Source organism: Sorangium sp. So ce295, assembly GCF_051527405.1.
GTDB classification, from domain to species: domain Bacteria; phylum Myxococcota_A; class Polyangia; order Polyangiales; family Polyangiaceae; genus Sorangium; species Sorangium cellulosum_B.
In genome coordinates this window covers 2,749,004-2,767,301 of record NZ_CP150324.1, presented here as the reverse complement: position 1 = coordinate 2,767,301, position 18,298 = coordinate 2,749,004, and the positions used below count along the sequence as shown (strand labels likewise).

Annotated in this window: 18 protein-coding genes; 6 read left to right on the top strand and 12 right to left on the bottom strand. The window is 71.4% G+C overall.

Annotation, left to right across the window (positions count from 1 at the left end; translation table 11 throughout):
* Positions 1-318: 318 nt before the first annotated feature.
* Entirely contained in the window at positions 319-867 is a 549-nt protein-coding gene (locus WMF11_RS10645) for a JAB domain-containing protein (protein WP_437979297.1), read from the bottom strand.
* Positions 868-1,024: 157 nt separating this feature from the next.
* Between WMF11_RS10645 and WMF11_RS10640 the strand changes: the two genes are divergently transcribed.
* Positions 1,025-1,609 carry a hypothetical protein gene (locus WMF11_RS10640; RefSeq protein WP_437977377.1) on the top strand — a complete coding sequence of 195 codons (585 nt, stop codon included), beginning with the start codon at positions 1,025-1,027 and terminating at the stop codon, positions 1,607-1,609.
* A 233-nt stretch (positions 1,610-1,842) separates the two neighbouring features.
* Here WMF11_RS10640 and WMF11_RS10635 read toward each other — a convergent pair whose 3' ends face one another.
* From WMF11_RS10635 to WMF11_RS10610, 6 genes are all read right to left on the bottom strand, one after another.
* Positions 1,843-2,454 (bottom strand): hypothetical protein, encoded by a 612-nt coding sequence (locus WMF11_RS10635; RefSeq protein ID WP_437908309.1) that lies wholly within the window; start codon positions 2,452-2,454, stop codon positions 1,843-1,845.
* 167 nt (positions 2,455-2,621) lie between these two features.
* The gene (locus WMF11_RS10630; RefSeq protein ID WP_437977376.1) at positions 2,622-3,644 is read right to left on the bottom strand and encodes a TauD/TfdA family dioxygenase; all 1,023 of its coding nucleotides are present in this window, start codon (positions 3,642-3,644) and stop codon (positions 2,622-2,624) included.
* A gap of 87 nt (positions 3,645-3,731) precedes the next feature.
* Complete coding sequence (locus tag WMF11_RS10625; protein WP_437977375.1) at positions 3,732-5,183, bottom strand: hypothetical protein; 1,452 nt, start codon at positions 5,181-5,183, stop codon at positions 3,732-3,734.
* A complete protein-coding gene (locus WMF11_RS10620) occupies positions 5,125-6,165 on the bottom strand; it encodes a hypothetical protein (protein ID WP_437908305.1) in 1,041 nt (346 codons plus the stop codon). Before WMF11_RS10620 ends, WMF11_RS10625 begins: the two co-directional genes overlap by 59 nt.
* Positions 6,162-6,908 (bottom strand): nucleotidyltransferase domain-containing protein, encoded by a 747-nt coding sequence (locus WMF11_RS10615; protein ID WP_437977374.1) that lies wholly within the window; start codon positions 6,906-6,908, stop codon positions 6,162-6,164. The genes WMF11_RS10620 and WMF11_RS10615 overlap by 4 nt, the downstream gene beginning before the upstream one ends.
* 3 nt (positions 6,909-6,911) lie before the next feature.
* On the bottom strand, positions 6,912-8,408 hold the full coding sequence (locus tag WMF11_RS10610) for a DUF692 domain-containing protein (RefSeq protein WP_437977373.1): 1,497 nt from the start codon (positions 8,406-8,408) through the stop codon (positions 6,912-6,914).
* A 318-nt stretch (positions 8,409-8,726) separates the two neighbouring features.
* Between WMF11_RS10610 and WMF11_RS10605 the strand changes: the two genes are divergently transcribed.
* Complete coding sequence (locus tag WMF11_RS10605; RefSeq protein WP_437977372.1) at positions 8,727-10,337, top strand: SAM-dependent methyltransferase; 1,611 nt, start codon at positions 8,727-8,729, stop codon at positions 10,335-10,337.
* On the top strand, positions 10,334-11,368 hold the full coding sequence (locus WMF11_RS10600; RefSeq protein WP_437977371.1) for a hypothetical protein: 1,035 nt from the start codon (positions 10,334-10,336) through the stop codon (positions 11,366-11,368). The genes WMF11_RS10605 and WMF11_RS10600 overlap by 4 nt, the downstream gene beginning before the upstream one ends.
* Before the next feature lie 124 nt (positions 11,369-11,492).
* Here the strand turns inward: WMF11_RS10600 and WMF11_RS10595 are convergent, their stop codons facing one another.
* Entirely contained in the window at positions 11,493-11,726 is a 234-nt protein-coding gene (locus WMF11_RS10595; RefSeq protein ID WP_437977370.1) for a multinuclear nonheme iron-dependent oxidase, read from the bottom strand.
* Positions 11,727-11,827: 101 nt separating this feature from the next.
* Here WMF11_RS10595 and WMF11_RS10590 point away from each other — a divergent pair, with 101 nt between their 5' ends.
* The gene (locus WMF11_RS10590; RefSeq protein WP_437977369.1) at positions 11,828-12,805 is read left to right on the top strand and encodes a D-2-hydroxyacid dehydrogenase family protein; all 978 of its coding nucleotides are present in this window, start codon (positions 11,828-11,830) and stop codon (positions 12,803-12,805) included.
* Positions 12,806-12,828: 23 nt separating this feature from the next.
* Here WMF11_RS10590 and WMF11_RS10585 read toward each other — a convergent pair whose 3' ends face one another.
* From WMF11_RS10585 to WMF11_RS10575, 3 genes are all read right to left on the bottom strand, one after another.
* Positions 12,829-13,752, bottom strand: a complete 924-nt coding sequence (locus WMF11_RS10585) for a Rieske 2Fe-2S domain-containing protein (protein WP_437977368.1) — start codon at positions 13,750-13,752, stop codon at positions 12,829-12,831.
* 287 nt (positions 13,753-14,039) lie between these two features.
* On the bottom strand, positions 14,040-15,008 hold the full coding sequence (locus WMF11_RS10580) for an NAD-dependent epimerase/dehydratase family protein (protein ID WP_437977367.1): 969 nt from the start codon (positions 15,006-15,008) through the stop codon (positions 14,040-14,042).
* Between the two features lie 349 nt (positions 15,009-15,357).
* Positions 15,358-15,711 (bottom strand): hypothetical protein, encoded by a 354-nt coding sequence (locus WMF11_RS10575; RefSeq protein WP_437977366.1) that lies wholly within the window; start codon positions 15,709-15,711, stop codon positions 15,358-15,360.
* A 268-nt stretch (positions 15,712-15,979) separates the two neighbouring features.
* On the opposite strand from WMF11_RS10575, the gene WMF11_RS10570 reads away from it, so the two are divergent.
* On the top strand, positions 15,980-16,285 hold the full coding sequence (locus tag WMF11_RS10570; RefSeq protein ID WP_437908296.1) for a type II toxin-antitoxin system Phd/YefM family antitoxin: 306 nt from the start codon (positions 15,980-15,982) through the stop codon (positions 16,283-16,285).
* Entirely contained in the window at positions 16,282-16,713 is a 432-nt protein-coding gene (locus WMF11_RS10565) for a type II toxin-antitoxin system VapC family toxin (RefSeq protein ID WP_437716767.1), read from the top strand. Before WMF11_RS10570 ends, WMF11_RS10565 begins: the two co-directional genes overlap by 4 nt.
* A gap of 79 nt (positions 16,714-16,792) precedes the next feature.
* On the opposite strand, the gene WMF11_RS10560 is transcribed toward WMF11_RS10565, so the two are convergent.
* Positions 16,793-17,764 carry an alpha/beta fold hydrolase gene (locus WMF11_RS10560; protein ID WP_437977365.1) on the bottom strand — a complete coding sequence of 324 codons (972 nt, stop codon included), beginning with the start codon at positions 17,762-17,764 and terminating at the stop codon, positions 16,793-16,795.
* Positions 17,765-18,298: the final 534 nt, after the last annotated feature.

Below are 18,298 nucleotides of genomic sequence, written 5' to 3'. Positions count from 1 at the left end.
CGCAGAGAGCCAGTAGTGTACAGCTATACGGTAGGATGCCTTCCGCTTGGTGCGACGTCGCGGTAATCGCAGGCGTTTCACGAGTGGAAGGCCTGTCTGATCGCATAAGGCCCGTTCTGTCGATAAGCTCGTACAGTCGGACTGCACGAGCCAGGAACGGCTCCGAGAATCTTGACTTTGCGGAACGCGTTTGCTTGTCCTATCCGCCGCGTGCCGCTGCCCGAGGGCTTGCGGGGCTGCCGGCCTGGGCGGTGCGCCGGCGTCTGGATGCGCAGGGATGGGGCGCCCCGCCGCAGGGGCGCTGCGCCGCGCGGGGGCCTACTCGTGGACGGCGGCGTAGCGGCCGCTGGGCGTGACGATGACGTGGGCGGTGAGCGGGACGTGCAGTTCCTCGGAGAGGTGGCGCAGCTCCAGGGTCATGTCTTCGTCCTCGCGGGTCGGCGTCGGGTCGCCGCTGGGGTGGTTATGGGCCAGGACGAAGCTGTGGGCTGCCATGTCGAGCGCCGTGCGCAGAACGGTGGAGCGGCCGACGTAGAGGCCGTCGTCGATGCCGCGGGCGAGCATGCGCGTCTCGCGGACGCGGCCGTGGGTGTCGAGCGCGGCGATCCAGAGCTCCTCGTGGACCAGGGAGGCGAGCCTCGGGCCGAAGTAGCGCGCCACGCGGGCGGCGTCGGTGAGGAGCGCGCCCCGGCGCGCGCGGGCGGCGTGGGTGCGGCGGCCGAGCTCGAAGGCGGCGGCGAGGCGGGTCGCGTCACCGAGCGCGATCTGGGTGCGCTCGGCGAGGGCGGCGGGCGAGAGGCGACCGAGCGAGGGGAGAGCGGCCGTGCCGAGGATGCGCGGGCCGACGCCGGGCAGGCCGAGCACCATCTCGAGGAGGGCGGCCTCGGTCGCGGTCGGCAGCTCGGCCGCCGTCGGCGGGGGGCAGACCTTCAACTTCGGGTTCCCCAACACCGATGTCTTCCATTACATCGGACCGTACTCGGCTGCGCCCGATACCCAGCAGCCAAGTCAGACCATCAAGGATGTGGCTGCGGTCAAGAACAACGTGAAGCTCATCTTCATCTCTTGCGGCAGCGCAGACAACCTGATCAACAATAGCAGGAATTATCACGACTTCCTGGATCAGAACAACATCGACCATATTTGCCAGATCGAGGCGAACGAAGGTCATACCAAGACCGTCTGGAACCGCAGCTTCTACAACTTCGCCCAGCGCATTTTCCTCGAGGAGAGCGCGACGAGCGGCGGTGGGGCGGGTGGAGCCGGTGGGGCCAGTGGGGCGGGCGGGGCCGGTGAGACCGCGGGCAACGGCGGTAGCGCAGGGGAAGGAAGCGGAAACGGCGGTAGCGCAGGGGAGGGAAGCGGAAACGGCGGGGGCGTGCCCGGAAGTGGTGCCGTCACGACAGGCGGTTCTGCGACGACTGGCGGGCAGGTTTCGAGCAGCGCGAGCGGCGGCACCGACGAGGATACGCCCGTGACGGAGGACTCTGGCTGCAGCGTCTCGGTCCCCGGGTCCGAACCCGGAACGCCGCCTTGGCGCTTCGGAATCCATCTTGCGGCGATCGGAGCCCTGCTCTTCGGAGCGCGAGCGAGACGGAATCGCGGCTGAGCGACCGAGCGTCGCCCCGAAATCCCCGCTTTTCAGGCAACTTCAACCCGTCTGTCGCTCTACAGCGGTTCCCGCCCCCTCTGCGCCACGCAGAGCAGAGCGACGGTCTCCCGCACAGGAGACGGGCCCAGATCGGCGTTTTCGGCGCGGAAGCGCACTCCTGTGCGCTGAGCACCGAAAACGTCGAGGTGGGCCCGTATCCGAAGCGGGTGACCGTCGCTCCGAGCAGGCGTCTACTCGGGCCAGACCTCGATCCAGACGAACAGCACCTGTCCGGCGGCCTGGTTGTCGACCGCCACCGGATAGACCGTGCGCGCTCGGAGCGCCTCGACGAGGTGACCGTGGTGGATCGCGAACCGCCCGATGAAGTCGTCGTTCACGAGGTCCCTGTCGATGAGCTCACCGCTCAGATGGACATCCGGCGTGAGCGGCACGCGGTACCAGGTCGGCGGTCCGTTCCATCCGGGCGTGCAGGTGTCGCGTTGCCCCGGGCGATCCAGCGCGCGCCTCCCCAGCGATCGGCCGCCCACGAACAGCTCCGCCGAGCCGAAGGGCTCCGGCGGCTCGGTCCCCGCCCCTGCCGCCTCCGCCGCGAAGCCGGCCACGCTGGCGGCCGCGGCGACAGGGTGCTTCGTGCGGAGCAGGCCGCCGATGGCGGTGAGCGCCTCCGCCGGGACCGCGCCCATGCCGTCCCATTGACGGCCGTCCGCCTTGGCCGGGCTGATGACGGCGCCGTCGATGGAGATGCGGACATGCGCCGGCAGCGGCGGCGCCGCCGGCTTGCACGCCGCGCAGCCAAGGGCGATCCCGCACAGCGCGGCCGCTCCGAGAGGACGTGACGCCATGCCTCGGGAATCTATCCGGGCGGCCGCGCCGCACCAACGTCCTTGGCCAGCGCAGCCGCGACCGCATCGACCCGGCGGACGTCCACAGCGCCGTCCACGCAGCTTCCGCCCGATGGACACAGCTCTCCTCCGCACAGCATCCGGGTGCCGCCCGCCGCAAGCGCGGCTCACCCCCGGCTCATCCGCACGATCGCCTCGCCCAGCGCGCCGTCGTCCGCGCCCTCCGCGTCGCCCGAGAACGCCTCCTCCGCGGCGGCGAGCGCCGCGTCGCGCAGGCGGTAGAGCTCCGGCTCGGGGATGCGCTCGCGCGCGGCGAGGACGCCCGGCGGGACGCCACGCAGCATCTCCAGGACCAGGCCCAGGCGGCGGCGGGCCTCGGGAAGCGGCGGCGCGCCCAGGCCGAGCCGCCGCCGCGTGGCCCGCGGCGCTCCGGCGAGGCGGCGCGCGGCAGCCTCGGCGACCTCCGCGGCGAGCGCGTTGTACGCGGGCGGCGACGGGAGCCGCGCCTCCGTCCAGACGAGCAGCCGCACGAACTCGCGCGCCCCCTCGAACGCCCGCCGCCCGTGCAGCATGCGCCGGTTGTCGACGACCAGGATGTCCGCCGGGCCGAGCGACAGCTCGATCACCTCGCGTCGCGACGCCTCGATGAACCGCGCGAGGCGCGCGGCGAGCGCGTCTCCAGGCGGCACGACCGGCGCGTGCGTGAGCGCGAGCGCGCCGCCGCGGAGCGACACCGTGGGCCCGAAGAAGTCGCCGAAGACGAACGGGATGCGCCTGTACACCGTGAAGAGCGCGCGGAAGAGCCCGGGATCGGCGCGCTCGATCGCCGAGAGCAGCGGCCAGCCGTCGAGCAGGAGGCAGCCGCCGCCGCGCTCCGCCGGCCTGACGCAGGCCATGATCTGCACCGCCGGAGGCGCGCCCGCGAAGCACTGGCTGTCGGTGTGGAGCGGCGCCGCCGCGGAGCTCGCGGCGAACGACCTGCCGCCAGGCACGGCCTTGATCGGCTGCCGCTCCACAAGGAGCGGCCTTGCCCCGAGGAGCCGCTCGGCGAAGCTCCACGGCGCCCGCGCGGCCTCCTCCGACGCCAGCGCCGCGTCGCCGCGGAGGACCGAGAAGCCGCGCGCCGCGAGCTCGTCGAAGAGCCTCGCCGGACCGCCCTCCGGCCCGGGCCAGATCCATCGCTCGCTCATGGGCGCGCTCCGCGAGGGGGCTCGAAGGGGAAAATCATCCTGTTTATCCACCACAACCAGGCCCGCTGGCCGCACCGTCCACCCCGTTCACGCATCGAGAAAGCGCGCCTCCCGGAAGCCGGCCCGGAGCAGGTCGCGCGGGATGGGCACGATCCGGAGCAACGGCGCGCCCTCGGGCACCTCGATCGGCGCCCCGAGCCGGCGCACGTGGAACACCGCCGGGGTCGCGAAGAACGCGTCGGTCGCGACCACGCCGCGCATCACGTCGTAGCCGTCGCCGTTGACGCCGTCGAGCAGGCTGGACCAGCCCGGCGGCGTCCGGGTGAAGGCCCACGGCTTCACGAAGAAGTGAGGCTCGCCCGGCGGATGCGGCGTGAAGTACTTCGTCAGGTACCAGAGCGCCCCGCGGTTCGCGGCGATGAAATCGTCGCCGAAGGCCTGCGCGAACGCGCGCTCCACCGCGGCCGCCCCGTCGGCGAGGCGCGGCGCCTCCGGCGCGACGGCCAGCGTGTGCCCGTCGAACGTCGCGCGGAACGGGACGGCGTTCCTCACCACGATCGACGCGAGCCGCCGAGCACCCCCGCGCCAGGGGACCGGATCCGGCCCGGCCGCGGTCGTGACCTCGGTCACCTCGGTGATCTCCGGCGCCGCCGGCCCGGCGACGACCAGCCGCACGCGCGCCGGCCCTGCGCTCCCCTCGCCCGTGCTCTCCCCGCCCGCGCTCCCCTCGCCCGCGCTCCCCTCGCCCGCGCTCGCGTTCCGCCCACCCGCCGTGCCCCCGACGAGCCGCCGGTACTTGCGGGTCACCTGGCCCTTCTTCACCGCGAAGTACTTCGCGTCGTAGAACTCCGCGTGCGCCCGCCCCACCTCGGGCGCGTCCGCGAGCGAGCACGCCTCGATCTGCACGTCGGGGAGCACGGGCGCGATGCAGCCGATCTCCCCCTCGAGCTGCAGCCGCTGCGGGGCCTCGTCGCGGACGCGCAGCTCGACCACCAGCGGGACGAACGCGCCGTCGTCGGCGAGGTACGCCTCGCTCACCTCGATGAGCGCGTTCCGGCGGTTGGCTGCCCCCGCGACGCGCAGCCACAGGCCCGGGTCGGGGCGCACCAGGAGCCCGGTCCACAGGCGCAGGCGGGGCGGCCCCAGCCCCTTCCGGCACGTCCAGGCGAGGCCGCCGCGCAGCGCCCGGTGCCATGCCCCTTCCGGCGCCAGGAACCCCTGCGAGACCAGCCGCGTCAGCGCGGCGCGGTGCGCGCGGGCGAGCGCCTCGCGGTGCTCTCCCGCCGGCTCGGCGCGGAGCGACCCGAGGCGCCGCCGCACCTCGATCGGCCGCGCCAGCGTGATCTGGAGCCCGAACGCGTTGCCCTCGAGCAGCGGCACACACGCCTTCGCCACCCGGAGCGGCACCGCGCCGTCGAGATCGCCGGTGCGCCGGGTGAGCCGGCACAGGCCGAGGGCGTCGAGCACCTCGAAGCGGGCGTCACCCGCCGCAGCCACCACCACCGCCGCAGCCGCCGCCGCCGCCGCAGCCGCCGCCACCACCGCAGCTCGACGAGCTGCAGCTCGATCCGCCGGACGAGCCGCCCCCCGTCGAGACCGGGGGGGGCGGGGTCATCGCGTAGACCATCGGCCCGAAGAGCGGCGACATCGCGAGCGCCGCCGTGCCGCTCGCGGCGACCGTCAAGCCGATGTCCACCGCCTGCCGGCGGCGGCCGCTCGCGACGTCCGAGCGGAGCGAGACGGTCGAGTCGTCGAGCCACCTGAGGTAGTCCGACTTCATGGTGCTGTAGGCGCTCGCGGTCCGCGCGACGATCCACGTGGCGACGAGCAGCGCGATCATCTCCACCACCAGGAACGCGTAGGGCCGGTCGAGCTCCTCCGCGCGGATGGCGCGGATCAGCCCCACGCCGAGCAGGCCGACGCCGACCGCCCACACCACGGCCGAGAGGGCCGTCATCGTCCCCCGCGGGCGCAGCATCCCCGCGGCGGTGAGCTCGAGGCGGAGCTCCTGCTCGAAGCGGGCCGCGATCTGGTCGGCGGAGGCGCGCACCTGATCGAGCGAGAGCGTCACCGTCTGCTGGCCGTGCGCGCCCCTCGACGAGAGCGAGCTGAAGAACGCCGCGAGCACCCGGTCCGGCGGGGGCGAGCCGACCAGGAGGTGGAGCGCCTGCGGCGCGTCCTTCGCGTCCCCCGCGGGCACGAGCCAGCCCGCGCCCATCGCGACCGCGATCAGCGTGGCGGCGACGCCCTTGTTCCCGTCGCGGAGGTACGCGATCGCCCAGTACTCGTCCGGCTGCGGGATCCAGCCCGCCGAGAGCCGCTGCCGCCACGCCGGTGAGCGGTACGGCGCGCCCCCCGCGGGGACGCTCGCCTGCCCCGCTCGATCCAGGGAGGCGCCGACGGCGCTGCGCACCAGGATGGCGACGACGAGGCCAGAGACCGAGAGCGCCAGATAGAAGAGCAGGAACGCCGGCCCCGACGCCATGTCGAACGGGAAGAAGTCGAAGATCTCGTGGATCATCGCGCCGCCTCCGGGTGCTCCAGCCGGTCGACGTCGTCGACCGCGCGCGCGAGCAGCTCCGCCAGCGCCGCGTAGGCCGGGCCCGGCGCCTCGTGGACGCGCTTCAGCGGGGCCACGTCGACGCCGAGGAGCTTGCCCGCTCCGGCGAGCACCGCGCCCAGATCGTCGCCGCCCTCGATCCCGTGCAGGCCGAGCAGGGCGTGGAGCGCCCCGCGGATCTGCTTCACCTTGCGGGAGACCGCGCCCTTCAGGGCGTCGTCCGCGCCCATCCCGTCCACCACCGCGCGCCGGAGGCGGATCTGCGCCTCGCGCAGCTCCTGCTCGACCCGCAGGCGGCGGTTCTTGCCGTCGATCACGAGCGCCGAGAACGGGTCGCTGCCGGAGAGGAGCACGTGGCACCGGCGGATGTCGTCGTAGAGCAGCGGGAACACGTCCGCGGCCCGCGGGATCTCGGCGGCGGTGAGGATCATCGCCTCGATGCGGGCCGCGTAGCGCGCGATCTGGAGCGCGTTGGCGATCGCGTCGAGGCTCTGGCGGGAGGCCTCCTTGAGCACCACCATCAGATCGACGTCGCTCTGCCCGTCGCGGTAGCCGCCCCGCGCCGCGCTCCCGTACACGAGCAGGCACGAAAGCTCGTCGCCGAGCGTCCGCTCCAGGCTCTCCTTGAGCTCGACGAGCCGCGCCTGCACCGGCGCCGGCAACCTGGAGACGGCGCTCCCCGTGGCCATGGATCCCTCGTTCATGGTCTACCTTCGCGGCTCGACGAGCCGGACCTCGGCGCTCGAGCCAATCCCCTTGATCGCCCAGACTACCCGACCTCCCGGCAGCCGCTCTCGCCGAATGAACGGCAGGAGCCTGGGCCTGACGCTCCCGTCGCCCGAGGGCCCGACGAAGCGGGCGCGGAGCAGCAGGCGGTCGACGATCGCCTCGGGCGCGAGCCGGGCGTCGTCCGCCGCCGCCGCGGCGATGCGGAGCGCGTCGGCGACCGCCGTGAGGCGCGGGGCCCGCGGCGACGCCTCGACGCACCGGGCCCCGAGGCGCGCGGCCGCCTCGCGGTGAGACGAGAGCCGCGGCAAGAGCGGGAGCGCGTCGTCGACGCGCTTGCGCTGGAGGATCGCCCGCGACCGGGCGACGTCCTCGGCGTCGAACGGAGCCACGGCCTCCGGCGGCGGATCGACGGGTGAGGTGAGCAGCTCGGCCACGCGGGCCTGGACCTCGGCGAGCGCCGATGCCTCGAAGGGTGAGACGTCGGCAGAATTTTGCACCAAGGCGGCACGAGAGACGGGCAACCCCGGTCGGGTCGGCGCCAACGTGGATGCGGCCAGCGTGGGTCGGGGCAACGTCGGTCGGGTCAACGTCGGTCGGGTCAACGTCAACGTCGGTCCGGCCAACGTCGGTCGGGACGGCGCGGACCGGGCGATCGCCCTCGCGGTCGCGATCTCGGCGGCGAGCGCGGCGAAGGGCGGGAAATCGCCGTCGCGCTCGAGGAGGATCGGGAGCGGGCCGGTGCGAGCGACGACCTGCGCCAGCAGCTCGAACACCGGCGCGGGGACCGGATGGGCATGCGTGTCGAAGTAGAAGCCGTGCTCCAGGACGCCGCCGGCGATGTGGATCATCGCCACGCGCTCGAGCGGGTAGGAACGGACGAGCTCCCCGGGATCGACGCCGGCGTTGACGGCGTTCGCGTAGACGTTGCCGACGTCGAGGAGCAGATCGCACCCGGTGCGGCCGACGACCTCGGCATAGAAGTCCCCCTCCCCGAGGGCGTCGTCCGGGAACCGCAGCGTGCACGCCGCGTTCTCGAGCAGCAGGGGGATGTCCGGGAGCGCCCGACGGGCGGCGGCGACGTTCCGCGCGACGGCGCGCGCCGCCTCGAGCGTGTACGGCAGCGCGGTGAGGTGGCCGATCTCCCGGCCGCCGCCGCGCACGAACGCGACGTGCTCGCTCACGACCGGGGCCGAGAGCTCCCGGCAGAGCGCCCCGAGGCGGCGCGCGCGCTCCATGTCGATGCCCGAGGCGCTGCCGAGCGAGAGCTTCACGCCGTGGGGCACCACCGGCCAGATGCGCGCGATGGCCGAGGCCTCGCGCCGCGCGGCCGGGCTCGCGAAGCAGGCCTCGGCGACGACCTCGACGAAATCCACGGCGCCGGGCGCAGACAGGAGATCGGCCGCGATCTCGGGGCGGAATCCAACGCCGACGACGCCGACGCCGGCGAGGGGCGAGCTGGGAGCGGGCACGAGCACGCGGGGACCTGCCTCAGTCTGCCCTCGCGGAGGGATCCGGAACAGAGGACATCACCCATCCATGGCACGGGCATCAAATCTCGCCCTGCTCGATCCGGCCCCCCACCCCGAGGTGCGCGCCCATGACGTGGGCGACGGTCGCGGTGCCGAAGAAGGATCGAGCCTGCGGCGGGAAGGCCAAGACAGGTTCGGGAGCGCATCGCTCCGCATGCTCGGGGGAGATCTGCCCCTGATAGCTCCCATAGGAGCCCTGCATTCGCGGCCCGCGCGTGCTTTCTTGGCCCACCCTCCTGCCGTGTGGTTCGGATGACCGGAACAATGGAAGCTCACCTGGACCGGCCGTCCGCCGGCCCTACCGCCGAGCCGGTGGTGATCGAGCGGGGATCACGGCTCTCCCGGTCCATCCTGTGGAAGCTCCAGCGCGACTATTTCGAGCGCGCCGGCGTGGGCGCCTGGCGCACCGGGCAAGTCCCCCACTACATCACCAGCAACCCCTTCGTGGCGGGCGCCTACGCGCGCATCGTCACGGCCTTCCTGCGCGATCTCGCGGCCGCTGGAGCGCTCGCGCCCGGCGAGCCGCTCACCGTGATCGAGCTGGGCGCGGGATCGGGGCGCTTCGCGTATCACTTTCTGCAGAAGCTCCTCGCCGAGCCACGCATCCCGCTCCTCCAGGGGGCACCCATCCGCTACGTGATGACCGACGTCTCGCCGGCGAACCTCGCCTTCTGGCGGGCCCACCCGCAACTCCGCCCCTTCTGCAACGCCGGCGTGCTCGACATAGCCCGCTTCGACGCCGAGCGCGACACGTCGTTGATGCTCGAGATCTCGGGCGTGACGCTCTCGCCCGGCGGTGCGCAGCGGCCGCTCGTGGCGATTGCCAACTATGTTTTCGATGGGTTGCCGCAGGACGCGTGGGTCCTCCGGGGTGGCGTCCTGCACGAGAGCCGCGTCACCCTCGCCGCGCCCGCCGGGACAGGCGATCTCGCCGACCCGGCCCCGCTCGATCAGCTCGACGTCGCCTACGAGCACGAGCCCGTGGATGGCGCGCCGTACGTCGATCCCGACCTCGAGTTCCTCGTCGCCGAGTACCAGCAGACCATCGGCGAGGGCGCCCTCCAGCTCCCCATTGCCGCGCTCGAGTGCGTGCGCGCGCTCTCGCGGCTCGCGGGCGGCGGCTTCCTCCTGCTCTCTGCCGACAAGGGCTATTGCCACGAGGAGGAGCTGCTCCACCGCGATGCGCCGCGCATCGCGCGACACGGGAGCATCTCGCTGGACGTCGACTACCACGCCATAGGTCGCTTCGTGGAGCGCCTCGGCGGAGAAGCGCTGTTCCCCGCGCACGCTCCGCGGAGCCTCTGCTTCGGCGCCTTCTTGCTCGACGCGCCCGCGGGAGGCGCCGAGACGCGCGCCGCGTTCGCGGCGACCGAGGTCTTCGGTCCGGGCGACTGGTTCATGCTCAAGAAGGGTGTCGAGGCTGCCGCTGCCGGGATGGACTTACCCCACGTGCTCGCCGCGCTCCGCGCGGGCGGCGACGACGCGAAGCTGTTCATGGACGTCTTCGATCGGCTCCTTCCGCTCTCGCGCTCCGCCTCCCCCGCCGAGCGGCGCGCCTGCTTCAATCTCGGACGGCGGCTGTGGGAGCTGCACTACGAGATCGGGGAAGAGCGCGATCTGGCGTTCCACCTGGGCGTGTGGATGCGCGAGCTGGACTATCGCGAGGAGGCCATTCGCTACTTCGAGCGCTCGCGCGCGACGCGCGGGACGAAGGGGGTGACGGCCTTCAACCTGGCCTATTGCCACCTGGGCCAGCAGCGCGCCGCCGAGGCCCTGCGCTGCGTAGAGGAGGCGATCGCGGCCGATCCCACGCTGCCCGAGGCGCGGGCGCTGCGCACGGAGATCCGGGCCATCCTGCGCGACGAGGCGGCGTGAGCGACGAGAAGCTACCGCCGCACCCCGCGACCGTACGGGTGTCGAGACCGGCGCACCCGGCGACGGTGCAGAGGAAAGCAGCGCCGTTCTGGATGCCGAGGGCGCCGCCGCCGCACCCGGCGACGCTGCCGCGCGTGGTGGTGCAGCCGAAGGCGATCCAGCAGGGGCCGCCGCACACAGCGACGGTGCAGAGGACGGCGGCGCGAGCGCCGGCCTCGGACACGAAGGACGTGCCGGACGTCAAAGCACCGGCGGCAGCGAGCGACGTCACACAAGCTCTGCTGAAGATGCTCAAGAACGCTTACCAGATGAAGACCTTCAAGCGTCAGGGCTTCACGAAGGACCAACGCCTTGATGCCTGGCTGGCCGAAGCAAAGAAAGACGCCGAGGCGCTCAAGGCAGATTTCGACAAGAAGGCGGCACAAGAAGCGATCACGAGCATGAGCGAGACGCTCGCCGTCAAGGGGATGCACCTGCGCCATGTCATCCCGTATTCCGACATCGCCGGTGTGTTCTACATCGCGACATCGGACGCATCCTTCAAGCTGCTGGGCGAAGACAAGTACAGAGAGCTTCGCCAGCTCGTCACGACGCTCGTCGACCTCCTCGGCGAGAAAGAAGATCAGGCGACGTGGAGAGGCCTCGTCAGCGCGACCGGCCTCCTGACGAAGAGCGCCACGCGATCGGCGGTGAGGGTGCTCTGCCGCAGGATCGCGAACGCCAAAAAGAACCTCTTCGAGGGCAGCGGGACGGTCAACATGGCCATCCAAAACAGGCTGGACCCCAGCGTCTACGCCGCAGCGCTCGAGAGTTCTCATCTGGAAAGCCTGTGCAAGTGGTGGTTCGACTGCTTCACTCTCTTGGGTATGAACCCGCGTCTCGAGAAGGCGCGCATCTACAGCATCACAAAGAAGACATACATCGATACCGAGGTCTACTCGCACGAGGGCTCGCGCCCCTTGGGGACTGTGTACGAGCCGGATGAGGAGCTAGAATGGTTCGATTTCGATCTCAAGGAATTTGATGCATGAGCAAGGTCATGCCCTCCGCGACGTCACGCGAGATGAGCGCGCCCACGCCCGGTAGCGGCGTGTAAGTGAGGGATTTTGCGCGCTGCGAACTGAGGGAATTTTGCGGCCGACTGGGGTACCTCCCTCACTCCCCGCTGCCGAGCGAGAGCTTCGCGCCGTGGGGCACCACCGGCCAGATGCGCGCGATGGCCGAGGCCTCGCGCCGCGCGGCCGGGCTCGCGAAGCAGGCCTCGGCGACGACCTCGACGAAGTCCACCGCGCCGGGCGCGGACAGCAGATCGGCCGCGAGCTCGGGGCGGAATCCAGCGCCGACGGCGCCGGCACCGGAGAGGGGCGATCTGGGGGCGGGCACGAGCACGCGGGGACCTGCCTCAGTCTGCCCTCGCGGAGGGATCCGGAACAGAGGCCATCGGGATCGGCTAGAAGTCGAGCTCACCCGAGATGCGAGAGGCAGCACCCATGCGCGTGGCGATCCTCGACGACTACCAGGGCGTGGCGCTCCGGATGGCCGACTGGCGGAGCCTCCTCCCGGCGGCCGAGGTGCAGGCCTTCACCGACCACCTCGACGACCTCGAGGCCCTGGCCGCGCGGCTGCGCCCCTTCCAGGCCGTGGTGCTGATGCGCGAGCGCACGCCGTTCCCGCGCGCGCTGTTCGAGAGGCTCGACGGCCTCCGGCTGCTGGTCACGGCGGGCATGCGCAACGCCTCGATCGACCTCGCGGCCGCGACCGAGCGCCGCGTCCAGGTCTCGGGCACCGACATGCTGCCCTACCCGACGGCGGAGCTCACCTGGGGGCTCATCCTCGCGCTCTTCCGGCACATCCCGGCCGAGGACCGCGCCGCGCGGGCGGGCCGCTGGCAGACGACGCTCGGCCTCGGCCTCAAGGGCAAGACGCTCGGGCTCGTCGGGCTCGGCAAGCTCGGCGGCCAGGTCGCGCAGGTGGGCCGCGCCTTCGGCATGGAGGTCATCGCCTGGAGCCAGAACCTCACCGCCGAGCGCGCCGCCGAGGTGGGCGCCCGCCTCGTCCCGAAGGACGACCTCTTCGCCGGCGCGGATGTCGTCAGCATCCACCTCGTGCTGAGCCCGCGCACCCGCGGGCTGGTCGGCGCGGCCGAGCTCGGGCGGATGAAGCCGACCGCGTTCCTCGTCAACACCTCGCGCGGACCCATCCTCGACGAGGCGGCGCTGCTCGCCGCCCTGCGCGCGCGGCGCATCGCCGGCGCGGCGCTCGACGTCTTCGAGCCCGAGCCGCTGCCCGCGGATCACCCGCTGCTCGCGCTCGACAACACGGTGATCACGCCGCACCTCGGCTATGTCACCGAGGAGGGCTATCGCCTGGTCTATGGCCAGGCGGTCGAGGACATCCGCGCCTTCCTCGATGGCAAGCCGCTGCGGCCCTTGAACCAGCTCCCCGTCGATCCGGCCCCGCTCGGATAGACGCCGCCGCCGCGCCCCGCGCGTCAGAGGAACTGGCTGCTCCACTTGCGGAACGTCATGATGCCTTTCTCCCCGGCGCACAGGACGGGCTGAGCGCGGTAGATCTTGTTCTCCCAGATCGGGATGTCCTCCTCGAGCTGCCGGCAGATCTCCGCGGCGAGGGCCTGGCCGAGGCGCTGCGCGCCGTCGTTGCGCAGCCAGAACGCGAAGCGGATGTCGACGAGCTCGTCGTCGATCGGCGTGACCGTGTTCACGAAGAGGAGCTCGACGATGCCGGTGAAGCGGATCGTCCCGTACCCCATGCCGTGGCCTTCCCATGTGATCGTGCCGTCGACCACCCGCCCTCCCGGGCCCTTCTGCTTCACCGCGGACCTGGATCGGATGATGTGGCCCTCGATCTCGATCTCGGTCCGGGGCGGCTCGAGCATGCCGTGGACGGTGACGAAGTGGGCCGGATCCACGATGTTCTCGAGGGTCTCCTGGATGTGCGTCCGGACCCTCCAGCGCTTGATCAGGTTCAGGGACCACTCCGTCGAGCGCGCCTCGGCGAGCGGCGGGATCTCGAAGGCGGCGGGCTCGCCGCCGAGCGCGTGGTGGACAAGGATCAGGCCGTCGAGCTCTCGTACCTCCCAGGCGCGGGTCCTCGCTTTCGGCGGGATCGTGTCCGCATAGGGGATGTGCACGCACTTCCCTTCGCCGGAGATCACCCACCCGTGGAACGGGCACCGGATGCCGCCCTGCTCGACGCGGCCCCCCACCCCGAGGTGCGCGCCCATGTGAGGGCAGTGGGCGTCGAGGACCCGGGCCTGTCCGTCCTGCGTCCGGAACAGCACCAGATCCTGCCCGAAGCAGCGGAGCGAAACGGGCCCGCCCGCGGGCAGCTCGTCCGAGGTGGCGACCTGGAACCAGCCTTGGGGGAAGGGCTGCAGAGGGATTCGAGCGCTCACGTGGGTCTCCTCGGCTCAACGTCTGTCGGGGTCGCCCGTACGCTCATGCAGCGCGGGGCGGAGGGGCCTTGTCGTACCGGTGATCGCGGCATGAGCTCGTCATCTTACGAGACCCGGACGCGCCGAGGTACTGCCAAGCTGGCTCCTGCGGGCCTCGCGCGCCCGAGCGGGCGGCCGCGCTCCTGCGGAGGCCGCTTGTCCGCCGCTTGCCCTGCCCGCCCGCGAGCTCTCCGTCGATCGCCGCCCGCGGCATCCCCGGCGCTCACCGCCCGCGGCTCGTCCCCCTGTCAGCGCGCCGCCGAGAGCTGGTCCAGCCCCTCTTCCACGCCGATCACAGGCGCATACCCGAGCTCGGCGCGGGCGCGGTCGGTCTTCACGGTCACCGAACGCGACATCATGGCCGCGGCGAAGCGGGTCATCGGCGGTGCCCGGCGGACGCCGAGGAGGCGCCAGGCGCCCTCGATCGCGGCCGCGAGCGGGAGGACGACGGCGCTCGGGATGCTGCGCCCGGGCAGCGCCACCCCTTGCGTCCGCGCCAGGGCCGTCAGGAACTCGCGAAGCGTGCGCGTGCCGTCGTCGGCGACGAAGTAGGCGCGCCCGCCCTGGCCGCGCTCCAGGGCGAGCAGCAGCGCGTGCACGAGGTTCGCGACGTGCGTCGTCGACGTGCGCGCGCCGCCGCCGTCGAGCCAGGCGAAGCTCCCCTCCCGCGCCATGCGCAGCACGACGGGCAGCACCGTCGCGTCCCGTGGGCCCCAGACGAAGCGCGGGCGAATGGAGACGGTGGTCATGCCTCCGGGTTCGTGCGCCGCGAGCACGCGCCGCTCCGCCTCTGCCTTCGTCTCCGAGTACAGGAAGCGCTGCCTCTCGGGATAAGGGTGCGTCTCGTCGATATCGATGAGATCGTGGCCATCGAAGAGCGCCGCCTCGGTGCCGACGTGGACGAACCGGCGCACACCGGCGGCGCGCGCCGCGGCGAGCACCCGCCCCGTCCCCTCCACGTTGCCCTCCCAGAACTGCGCGCGCGTCCCCCACTCCTCGACAACCGCGGCGCAGTGCACCGCGGCCTCGGCGCCCGCGAGGTCCTCGCCCTTCAGCGTCCCGAGGTCGGCCGCGACCGGCGCCGCCCCATGACGTCGCACGACATCGGCGCTCCTCGGCGAGCGCGCCAGCGCGCTCACCTCGTGACCGGCGCGCACGAGCCCCTCGATGAGATGGCCTCCGATGAACCCCGAGCCCCCTGTAACGAAGACCTTCATGGCCGCCACGATGCCCCCTCGCCTACCGGATGTCCAATGCGGCCTGCGGCGAGGCGGGGACGGGCGCAGCGGTCGCGTCGGATCGAACTACGGGGAGGAGTTGACTGGATTGCTGTGCCCGCGGCCAATCGGGCATCTCTCCCGGACGCATTGTCACAACGTCTCCCCGCATGACGACCTGGGCTTCTGCCGCGCGCGGCCCAATGTCGTCGGAACCACCCGCCGCGAGCGGGTAGAAGTGATCAATCTCCAGCTCGCCTCCCACCGACGTTTCGGAAACGCCGCAGTAACCACACCGTCCACCGAAGGTGGCCCGCACGATTGCGCGCGCTTCAGTGGAGACGGCCATTCATGCAGCGGGGAGCGGCCCGCCGGCGACGCGGGCAAGTCCGTCGAGGATGGACGCGCGGCGCCGATCGAGCTCTTCGAGGAACCTGCGCGTGTCGGTCACGAGGGCCTGTTGCTGTGCCATGAGCTGGGCCAGTTGCTCGTTCTCGCCCTCGACGCTGGCCAGCTCGACCGCCAGCTCGCCGGCCTCGGCACGCAACCGAGCCATCTCCGGGGCAAGCACCGCCGCCTCCTCCGCCTCGATCCGGGCCATCAGCGCCGCGAGCTCCTCCTGCTCAGGCTGTGTCAGCGTGCCGGAAAGCTCCCTGTCACGGAGGCGGTCGAGCTTGCTCTGGTCGTCCTCGGTCCAGCTCATGGCAGCCACCCTACCCATACCAGGCTGGGAGCGCAGGGGCAACGGCAGGCGCTCGCGACGTGTGGCGACGCAAATGGCACAGCCGCCGCCATCTCCAGTCTGGCAGCACGCGCATGCAGGCTGACTGCACACGCACGTGGCCCCCGGTGCCGACTCGTTGGTCGCGACCCACTTATCGTCGGCGGGATCGTCGGAGGGAGTGCTCCGGCGCCAAGACCGGTCCTGCCGCCGAGCTGCGCAACCCGAGCCATTTCGCCTGGTTGCACGAATGTACAACTTCGTGTACATCTATGGAATGGCGCATCGCTACTCCGTCGCAGAAGCTCGGGCCCATCTCCCCTCTATCATCGAGCAAGCGGAAGCGGGTGAGGTCGTCGAGCTCACCCGGAGAGGTCGCCCCGTGGCGGTCGTCTTGTCCCGGGAGGAGTTCGAGCGGCTGCGCTCGGATCGACCGAGCTTCGGCGACGCGTACCGTGCATTCCGGAAGAGGCACGACCTCGATGAGGTGGGCCTGGAGCGCGACTTCGCCGCGTCCGTTCGCGACCGTTCGCCGGGTCGACAGGTCAAGCTGTGAGCCCGCGCTTCTTGCTCGACACCTCCACGATCTCGGAGCCGATGAAGCAGGCGCCCGACGAGGCGATGCTCGCGAAGATCGAGGCCCACGCGCACGAGAGCGCGCTCGCCGCCCCCGTGTGGCACGAGCTGTGGTACGGCTGTCGGCTCCTGCCCTCAGGCAAGCGGCGCACGGCGCTGGAGGCGTACCTGCGCGAGGTCGTCTACCTGTCTCTTCCCATCCTGCCGTACGATGCCGCGGCCTCGGCATGGCATGCCGACGAGCGCGCTCGGCTTGATGGAAAGGGAACGCCGGCACCGTTCGTGGACGGCCAAATCGCCGCCATCGCGAAGAGCAACGACCTGATCCTGGTAACGGTGAACACCCGAGATTTTCGGCGATTTCAGGGCCTGCCGATCGAGAACTGGTCGAGCAGAAAGAAGCAGTAGGCGCCGAGTCATCGTATCGACAGCGAAGGCAGGTGCCGCCGCGCAGCCGCGCGCGACAGCCGCTCAAGGGCGGCGCGGCTCAGCCGAGGAAGTCGAGGACATCCTCGTTGAACTTCTCGGGGTTCTCGAGCCACATGAAGTGGCTGCCCCCCTCGTCCGCGCCGAAGATGAGGAGCTCGGCGCCGGGGATCTGGTCGGCGACCCACTGCTGGGAGATGGGGTTGAAGATGCTCGCATCTCCGCCGACGACGAGCGTGGGCACGTCGATCCGCGGGATCACGTCCCTCCAGTCCTGCTCGGCCTGGTTTACGAGCAGCTTGGCGGCGTACTCGCGCGGGAGCTTCAGGTTCTGCTCGACGACCAGGGCGAGCTGATCCGCCGGGTAGCCGGGGGTGAACATGGTGGCCACGAGCCCGTAGGTCGTGGCGATCCCGTCGGGCCCGCGCAGCGCGGCCGCCGTCTCGTGGAGCGTCTGCGGGGTGAACAGGGCCCCCGCCTCGACCGCCTCTTCCGCGGACCAGTCGGGCCAGGCCGTCATCGCAGGGCCCACGTCGACAAGGATCAGGCGGTCGATGTAGCGTCCCCCGTAGTTGTCCCAGTAGCCGTAGAGCGCGCCGCAGCCCATCGAGTGACCGAGGACGGAGAGGTGCTTGAGCCCCATCCCGCGGATGAATTCGTAAAGATCCCTGCTGAAGCGCGCCATGCGGTAGCCGTGCTCGGGCTTCTCCGACTCGCCATGTCCGCGCCAGTCGAGCGCGAAGACATGGTGGTGCCGCGCGAAGGCGAGGATCTGCGCCCTGTACAGCGCGGCCGACTGAGACCACCCGTGCAGGAGCAGCAGCGGCCTCCCCCTCCCCGCCTCCAGGTAGTTGAGGGCGACCCCATCGCTCGTCGTGAAGGTCCCGGAGCGGATGCGCGGCGCCGCCGACGCCTCGCCACCGAGCAAGCTCGTGGCGGCCAGCCCCGCGCCGAGGCCCACCGCCTGCTTCAGCACCTGGCGACGGGTAGGGGTCGAGCTGGACGAAGGTGCACCTTGCTTCTTGTCGGTCATGGCTCTTGATCTCCACTGCCGGCCGCGCGCGAGGCTGCCCCTCGATCACACGCTGCCACAGCCAAAAGGAAGAGTCTCGACGCGACCGCGGCGATCGCCCGGATTGACGATCATCTCGACCGCGCCGTCGGGCAGATTGTTCACGAACGGACCAAGGCCGCAAGTAAATACAAATTATAAACGGCGCAAGCAAATCTCCGACGCCGGGGCGTGTCCACGCAGGAGACAGGCCGCGCGGCGCCGCGATCGCGACGGCGCGCGCTGTATCATGCCATGAACCGGACGCGATAAATCGGAGGGGGGTGGCTTGAGATCAGCTGCCATGAATCGCCTTGATCTTTTCTGCGCGGTAGCGTCGCACGCCCGTGACATGTCACGGTCGCGGCGTGACACGTCACGGTCGCGGCGTGACATGTCACGGTCGTGGCGCGTGGAGCGCCGCGGTCACCCCCGAGGCGCCGGCAGAGCGCTGGCCCTGCGCGCGGGATGGAAAGCGCCTTCTTCGGTCGATATCCCCAGCATCTGCGGCGTGCG

Coding starts and splice junctions, on each gene's coding strand:
- WMF11_RS10645 (WP_437979297.1), bottom strand. CDS start 867: ATGGTGCTCGGCCTGCCCGGCGTCGGCCCGCGCATCCTCGGCACGGCC.
- WMF11_RS10635 (WP_437908309.1), bottom strand. CDS start 2,454: ATGGCGTCACGTCCTCTCGGAGCGGCCGCGCTGTGCGGGATCGCCCTT.
- WMF11_RS10630 (WP_437977376.1), bottom strand. CDS start 3,644: ATGAGCGAGCGATGGATCTGGCCCGGGCCGGAGGGCGGTCCGGCGAGG.
- WMF11_RS10620 (WP_437908305.1), bottom strand. CDS start 6,165: ATGATCCACGAGATCTTCGACTTCTTCCCGTTCGACATGGCGTCGGGG.
- WMF11_RS10615 (WP_437977374.1), bottom strand. CDS start 6,908: ATGAACGAGGGATCCATGGCCACGGGGAGCGCCGTCTCCAGGTTGCCG.
- WMF11_RS10605 (WP_437977372.1), top strand. CDS start 8,727: ATGGAAGCTCACCTGGACCGGCCGTCCGCCGGCCCTACCGCCGAGCCG.
- WMF11_RS10590 (WP_437977369.1), top strand. CDS start 11,828: ATGCGCGTGGCGATCCTCGACGACTACCAGGGCGTGGCGCTCCGGATG.
- WMF11_RS10580 (WP_437977367.1), bottom strand. CDS start 15,008: ATGAAGGTCTTCGTTACAGGGGGCTCGGGGTTCATCGGAGGCCATCTC.
- WMF11_RS10575 (WP_437977366.1), bottom strand. CDS start 15,711: ATGAGCTGGACCGAGGACGACCAGAGCAAGCTCGACCGCCTCCGTGAC.
- WMF11_RS10570 (WP_437908296.1), top strand. CDS start 15,980: ATGTACAACTTCGTGTACATCTATGGAATGGCGCATCGCTACTCCGTC.
- WMF11_RS10560 (WP_437977365.1), bottom strand. CDS start 17,764: ATGACCGACAAGAAGCAAGGTGCACCTTCGTCCAGCTCGACCCCTACC.